Here is a 6,000-nt window from a genome sequence, read left to right as displayed (position 1 = left end):
CACGGGGGGGGGGGGGGGGCCCCGGCGGGCGCCGCCCCCCCCCCCCCGCGGGGGGCGGGGGGGGCCCCCCCCCCCCCCGGCGGGGGCCCCCCCCCCCCCCCGGGGGGGGGGCGGGGCCCCCCCGCCCCCCACCGCATGACCGTGTTTCAGGAATTCGACCAGCTGCTGCCGTGGCGCACGGTCCTCGGCAATGTGCGCTATGCCCTGGAGAGGGGAAAAGCGCTGTCCCGCCGGGACGCAGAGCAAATTGCCCGTCGCTGGCTCGAACGCGTCGGACTGAAGAATTTCGTCGACGCCTTTCCCCACACCCTGTCGGGCGGAATGAAGCAGCGCGTCGCGATCGCCCGGGCCTTTGCTTTGGAGCCGGCGCTGCTGCTGATGGACGAACCCTTTGCTGCGCTGGACGCGTTGACGCGGCGGCAGATGCAGGACGAACTGCTGAGGCTGTGCGAGGAGACCGGAAACACCGCCTTGTTCGTGACCCACGGCATCGACGAGGCGATCCGCGTCGGGACTCGTATCCTGGCCCTGACGCCGCACCCGGGACGGCTCGCCGCCACGTTCGATGTCCCGCCGGAAACTCGTGCCCGCGGCACCCTAGGTTTCGGCGAACTGGAACGGCGGATCCAGGAAACGGTATTCGCTGGTCCGGAAATCGATCATGTCTGACATCGCGGCTCCAAAACTCGTTCGCGCGCCAGCGCTGCGGCGTGCGCTTGCGGGAACGCCCTGGCGGCGCTTCATCATCCTCGCCGGCTTTGCGCTCGTCTGGGAGGTCTATGCGCGCTGGCTCGACAACGCACTTCTGCTGCCGACCGTCGGCGCGACGCTGTCGGCGCTGTGGTCGGCCATCCTGTCGGGCGAACTGCCGAACCGCGCGTTGACGTCGTTGCGGGTTCTTATCACGGGTTACGCGCTGGGTGTTGTCGTCGCGGCGGTGCTCACGACGCTCGCGGCCCTGTCGCGCTGGGGCAATGAAGCCCTCGGCCTGTTGACGTCGATGTTCAATCCGCTGCCCGCGATCGCACTGCTTCCCATCGCGCTGCTTTGGTTCGGAGTGGGAACGCCGAGCCTCATCTTCGTGATCGTGCACTCGGTTCTGTGGCCGGTGGCCCTTGCCTGCTACGGCGGGTTCCTCGCGGTGCCGCCGACCCTGCGCATGGCTGGCCGCAACCTCGGCCTGTCAGGCGGCCGGTTCGTCGCCGAGATTCTGGTGCCCGCGGCCTTTCCCCAGATCCTGTCGGGTTTGCGGATCGGCTGGGCTTTCGCCTGGCGCACACTGATCGCAGCCGAACTGGTGTTCGGCGTCAGCGCCCGATCCGGCGGTATCGGCTGGTTCATCTACACAAACCGCGCGCAATTGGAGACGGCGAGCGTCTTCGCCGGATTGCTGACGGTGATCCTGATCGGGCTCCTCGTGGAGGGCGTGATCTTCCGAACCCTTACCCGGATCACGGTGCAGCGTTGGGGCCAGGTACAAACCCGGTGAGCGCTCCCCTCATGTCCGTTCTCCCGAAGACGACGTAAACTTCAACGGCCGAACAGCCGGTAGCTCCGATCCGCATCGCGCAAGTGCCGGCTCTCGTCGGTCCAGCCTACCGCACGCCGATAGCTGCCGAGCGTCGCTGCCTGCTTCAGCGCGGCCACATCAACCGCTTGCGGCGCGTCGGCAAACGGCGAAACGAACAGCGCATCCTCGGGACAATAGAGCTCGCACAGGAAGCAGGTCTGACAGTCGCTCTGGCGCGCGATCGTGGGAACGCCCTCGGTCTTGTCGAAGACATTGGTCGGGCACACGTCGACGCAGATGTCGCAAGCCGTGCAGCGGTCGGAATCGATGACCTCGATCATTCCGCGGCCTCCGCGTACTCTGAGGGATGCAGCGGGCGCCCCGAGGTCCAGACCTCGTCGACCCCTCCTGAGGTCACGTAGTGGCGGTAGCGGTCGTCCTGCTCGGGATAGTCGTCGCGGCGATGCATTCCCCGGCTCTCCTGACGCGCCAGCGCGCTGCGATACATCCAGCGCGCCGTCGCGAGCATGGCGGCGGCTTCGCGCGCACGTAGCAGTTCCAATTCGTCCGACGCCGCCGCATTCGACGCCTCCGACCACAAGCCGTCCAGCCGATTGAGCGACTCGCCCAGTCGCCCGGCCTCGCGGAAATAATTCAGCTCGTAAGGGAACACCTCATCCTGAACGCTCCGTGCGAGCGCACCGCCGTGCAAAGGCCGCCCATTGCCGGTGCGCAGACCAACGGTGCCCCGGCGGAACGCCTGGCGCCCGATTGTCGTGCCCAGTTGGCCCGCGAACTCAGCCGCGCCTTGGCCGGCCCAATAGCCCGAAGACATCGCCCAGGCGGCGTTGTGGCTGCCGCCGCCGGTGAAGCCGCCGCAAATCAGCTCGCGGGTCGCAGCGTCACCTGCTGCGTAGAGGCCCGGAACGGTGGTTGCGCAACTGTCGTCAACGATCCGCAGACCTCCCGTACCGCGGACGGTCCCCTCGAGGCGAAGCGTAATCGGAAAGCGTTGGGTGAAGGGATCGATGCCGGTGCGGTCGAACGGCAGGAAGAAGTTCGGCTGAGATGCGCGCATGTGCCGCTGGGTCTCGGCATCGGCCTCGTCGAGCTGAGCAAATACGGGGCCCTGGCGAAGCGCGCGTGCAATCACGGAGCGACCGCCCTTCGACGACGCGCCCGGAATGACACTGCCCTGCTCGTCGGTAAAACTCGCCCAGCTGTAGAACAGGGTCTTGGTCACCGATCCGAACGCCGGCGAGATCGCGTAGGCGTTGGAGAACTCCATGCTGGTGAATTCCGCCCCCGCCTCCGCGGCAAGGAGATAGCCGTCCCCTGTCAGCACGTTCGACCCGAGCGTCTTGCTGAGAAAGGCGCATCCGCCGGTTGCGATCACCACGGCCTTGGCGTTGACCGCCCATCGATCTCCCTTCTGGCGGCGCAAGCCTGCGGCGCCCGCGACCACGCCGTTGCCATCGACCAGCAGTTCGAGCGCGGGTGAATGATCGAGGATGGTGACGCCAGCCTGCTTGGTCCGCTTTCGCATCAGGCGCATGTATTCGGGGCCCTGCAGGGAATTCCGCTGCGGCTTGCCGTCCTCATCTGCGGGATAAGGATAACCCCAAGCGGCAAGCTGGTTGCTCTGAGCGTATGTCCGGTCCAGCACGCGCGCCATCCAGCGGCGGTCCTGGAGATAACCACCCAGTTTCTCGCGACCAGCCATCGCGGCCTTGCGGTGTTCAGGAACGGGGTCGACATACCACACACCGGTGCCGGCCGCCGCGGTCGCGCCTGAGGTGCCGCAAAATCCCTTGTCCGCCAGCACGACGCGTGCACCGTGTTCGGCAGCACTGATCGCGGCCCATGTCCCCGCGGGACCGCCGCCGAGCACCAGCACGTCGGCGTCGAACGCGATCGATCCTGCCGAGCTCGACAGCTTCTCGGCGCGCGCATATGGCTTCGTCATCGCTCGTCTCCTGACTCATTTCTGCGCGGCCCTTCAGCCGTCACGCGCAATGCTGCAAAAGCTACCCGACGCGGGCAACCAGGATGTCCGCCGTTGCATCCGCAAACTCGCAAGACATGTCGTCGAAGAGAGCGAGCTCCCGAACCGTCGCAGCACGCGGATGGTTAGATGCCGCTGAGCTTCGTTGATTCAGGAAAAATCGATCGAGCGCCCGCACGAACCCGGGCGAACCCGCAAGGTCCGCGGCGTGCCTCTCGCTCCCGGCCACGAAGGCAAAGCTCATCTCATTGACATCGACGACGTAGATCATGGCCGGATGTCCTTCCGGAGCGCGCGCGCCTAGCTGCCGAATCCGGCCGGAATGAACGCCGGGATCTTTTCCTCGATGAACTGCCTTACCTCCGGCGAGTTGAATACCTGGATGAAGGCCTTCAGACGCGGATCGTCCTTCTTGTCCGGCCGGGCCGTGAAGCGCAGCACGAGGCCGTCGTCGACGGTGCGATCAATGATCAGCGCCGATTTGGGGTCGCCCCCGGCGGGGATAAGATAGGTGATGTTGACCAGCGCAAGCGTCACGTCGTCCAGCGACCGATAGGTTTGCGCCGGATCCAGCTCGACGATCTTGAGATTCTTGGGATTGTCCGTGATGTCGAACTTGCTGACCGAGAAGCCCTTGCCCGGTGCCAGCTTGATCAGCCCGGCTCGCTCCAGCAAGATCAGGCCCCGGGCGCCGTTGAGGGGCTCGTTTGGAATGGCGACACTGTCGCCGGACTTGATCTCGTCGAGCGTCTTGATCTTCTTCGAGAACAGGCCGACCGGTGCGATCACGCCGACCTTGTCGACCTGCACCAGATTGAAACCGCGCTGCTTGTTTTGGAGCGCCAGATAGGTTGCGTGCTGAAACAGGTTGGCGTCGACCTCGCCGCTGTTGACGACCTCGTTCAACACCACCCAGTCTGACAGCTCGACGATCTTGACGTCCTGCCCCTTTTCTTTGGCCAGCTTGGCGGCAAAAGCCGCCAGCTGTCCGACCGGACCAGCGCTGGTCGCAATTTTCAACGGCTCGTCAGCGACAGCGGCAGCGGTCAGTGCAAGCCAAAGGCCGACGGCCTGGGCAGCTCGAAGAACAGTTCTCATTGTCTCAAGTCCATTCCAGATGATGTGCTTCAGGCGGCTTTGCGCGCACCGGCGTCAGCGCCGGCGGCTGTCAGTGCCTGACCGAGATCCGCTAGGATGTCGTCCGGATGCTCGATTCCGACGGACAGCCGGACATAGCCAGGCGTGACGCCGGCGGCGAGTTGCTCTGCTGCGGTGAGCTGCTGATGCGTTGTCGAGGCCGGATGAATGGCCAGGGACCGCGCATCGCCGATATTGGCGACGTGATAGAACAGCTTAAGCGCATCGATGAACCATCGTCCCGCCTCGACGCCACCCTTCAGCTCGAGGCCGACGAGACCGCCGTAGCCGCCCTTCAGATACGCATCCGCCCGGCGCTTGTTCTCCCCGCTTTGCAGGCCGGGGAAAATCACGTTCGACACCGAGGCCTGCCTAGCGAGGAAGTTCGCGACCTTGACCGCATTCTCGTTGTGCTGGCGGATGCGCAGCGGCAGGGTTTCGAGACCCTGGATGAACTGGAAGGCATTTTGCGGCGCGATCGACGCGCCGAGATCCCGGAGCAGCTTAACGCGAGCCCGAAGGATATAGGCGATAGGCCCCAGCGGCTTGGCCGCCTCCGTCCAGATCGCGCCGTGATAGGCCCCATCGGGCTTGTTCAGAAGCGGGAAGCGGTCCGCATGTGCCGCCCAGTCGAAATTGCCGCCATCAACGATGGCGCCACCGATCGCGGTGCCATGGCCACCGATATATTTGGTCGTGGAATAGACAACCACCGCAGCGCCGTGCTCGAACGGACGCGCGATCAGGGGCGACGCCGTGTTGTCCAGGATGAGCGGAACGCCGAGCGAGCGGCCGATATCCGCGACTTCCTTAATTGGAAAGACATTCAGCTTCGGGTTTGGGAGGGTCTCGCCGAAATAGGCCCGCGTCTTCGCGTCGGTCGCGCCCCGGAACTTCTCGGGATCCGAGGGATCGACGAAGCGGACCTCGATACCGAACTGCTTCAGTGTCTGCGAGAGGAGCGTCCAGGTGCCGCCATAGAGGTCGGTCGACGACACGATGTTGTCGCCGGCTTGCGCGATGTTGAAGATCGCGAAAGCGGAAGCCGTCTGACCTGAAGCAACGGCAAGGGCCGCTACGCCGCCTTCAAGCGCTGCCAGCCGCGTTTCAAAGGCTTCCTGGGTCGGGTTGCCGATGCGGGTGTAGATCGGACCGAGTTGCTCGAGCGCGAACAGGCGCGAGGCGTGGTCGCTATTCTCGAACTGGAACGATGTGGTCTGATAGATCGGAACCGCAACCGCGCCGGTGGCAGGATCGGTGCGATACGATCCACCATGCAACGCCAGAGTCTCGAAGTTCCGGGTCTCCAAGGCCATCTGCAACTCCTTCGATCTCGAGAGCACGCGCG

Annotated in this window: 6 protein-coding genes and 1 pseudogene; 2 read left to right on the top strand and 5 right to left on the bottom strand. The window is 65.1% G+C overall.

What is annotated here, in order from left to right; all coding sequences use genetic code 11:
• Positions 1-120 precede the first annotated feature (120 nt).
• Positions 121-669 (top strand): annotated as a pseudogene (locus AC0L3K_RS00325) (ABC transporter ATP-binding protein); the annotation flags it as partial.
• Positions 662-1,489 (top strand): ABC transporter permease, encoded by an 828-nt coding sequence (locus tag AC0L3K_RS00320; RefSeq protein WP_473365334.1) that lies wholly within the window; start codon positions 662-664, stop codon positions 1,487-1,489. The pseudogene AC0L3K_RS00325 and the gene AC0L3K_RS00320, both read left to right, overlap by 8 nt.
• A gap of 41 nt (positions 1,490-1,530) precedes the next feature.
• On the opposite strand, the gene AC0L3K_RS00315 is transcribed toward AC0L3K_RS00320, so the two are convergent.
• The 5 genes from AC0L3K_RS00315 to AC0L3K_RS00295 form a co-directional block, all read right to left on the bottom strand.
• Positions 1,531-1,851 carry a 4Fe-4S dicluster domain-containing protein gene (locus AC0L3K_RS00315; protein ID WP_473365333.1) on the bottom strand — a complete coding sequence of 107 codons (321 nt, stop codon included), beginning with the start codon at positions 1,849-1,851 and terminating at the stop codon, positions 1,531-1,533.
• Positions 1,848-3,476 carry an FAD-dependent oxidoreductase gene (locus AC0L3K_RS00310; RefSeq protein WP_473365332.1) on the bottom strand — a complete coding sequence of 543 codons (1,629 nt, stop codon included), beginning with the start codon at positions 3,474-3,476 and terminating at the stop codon, positions 1,848-1,850. Before AC0L3K_RS00310 ends, AC0L3K_RS00315 begins: the two co-directional genes overlap by 4 nt.
• 61 nt (positions 3,477-3,537) lie before the next feature.
• Complete coding sequence (locus AC0L3K_RS00305) at positions 3,538-3,786, bottom strand: hypothetical protein (protein ID WP_473365331.1); 249 nt, start codon at positions 3,784-3,786, stop codon at positions 3,538-3,540.
• A 29-nt stretch (positions 3,787-3,815) separates the two neighbouring features.
• Entirely contained in the window at positions 3,816-4,613 is a 798-nt protein-coding gene (locus tag AC0L3K_RS00300) for a MetQ/NlpA family ABC transporter substrate-binding protein (protein ID WP_473365330.1), read from the bottom strand.
• Between the two features lie 29 nt (positions 4,614-4,642).
• Positions 4,643-5,968 carry an O-acetylhomoserine aminocarboxypropyltransferase/cysteine synthase family protein gene (locus AC0L3K_RS00295; RefSeq protein WP_473365329.1) on the bottom strand — a complete coding sequence of 442 codons (1,326 nt, stop codon included), beginning with the start codon at positions 5,966-5,968 and terminating at the stop codon, positions 4,643-4,645.
• Positions 5,969-6,000 lie beyond the last annotated feature (32 nt).

The sequence above is a fragment of the Bradyrhizobium sp. MI1.10 genome (genome assembly GCF_055811035.1).
The sequence above is the reverse complement of the archived record's forward strand: the minus strand, read 5'-3'. Positions and strand labels throughout refer to the sequence as shown.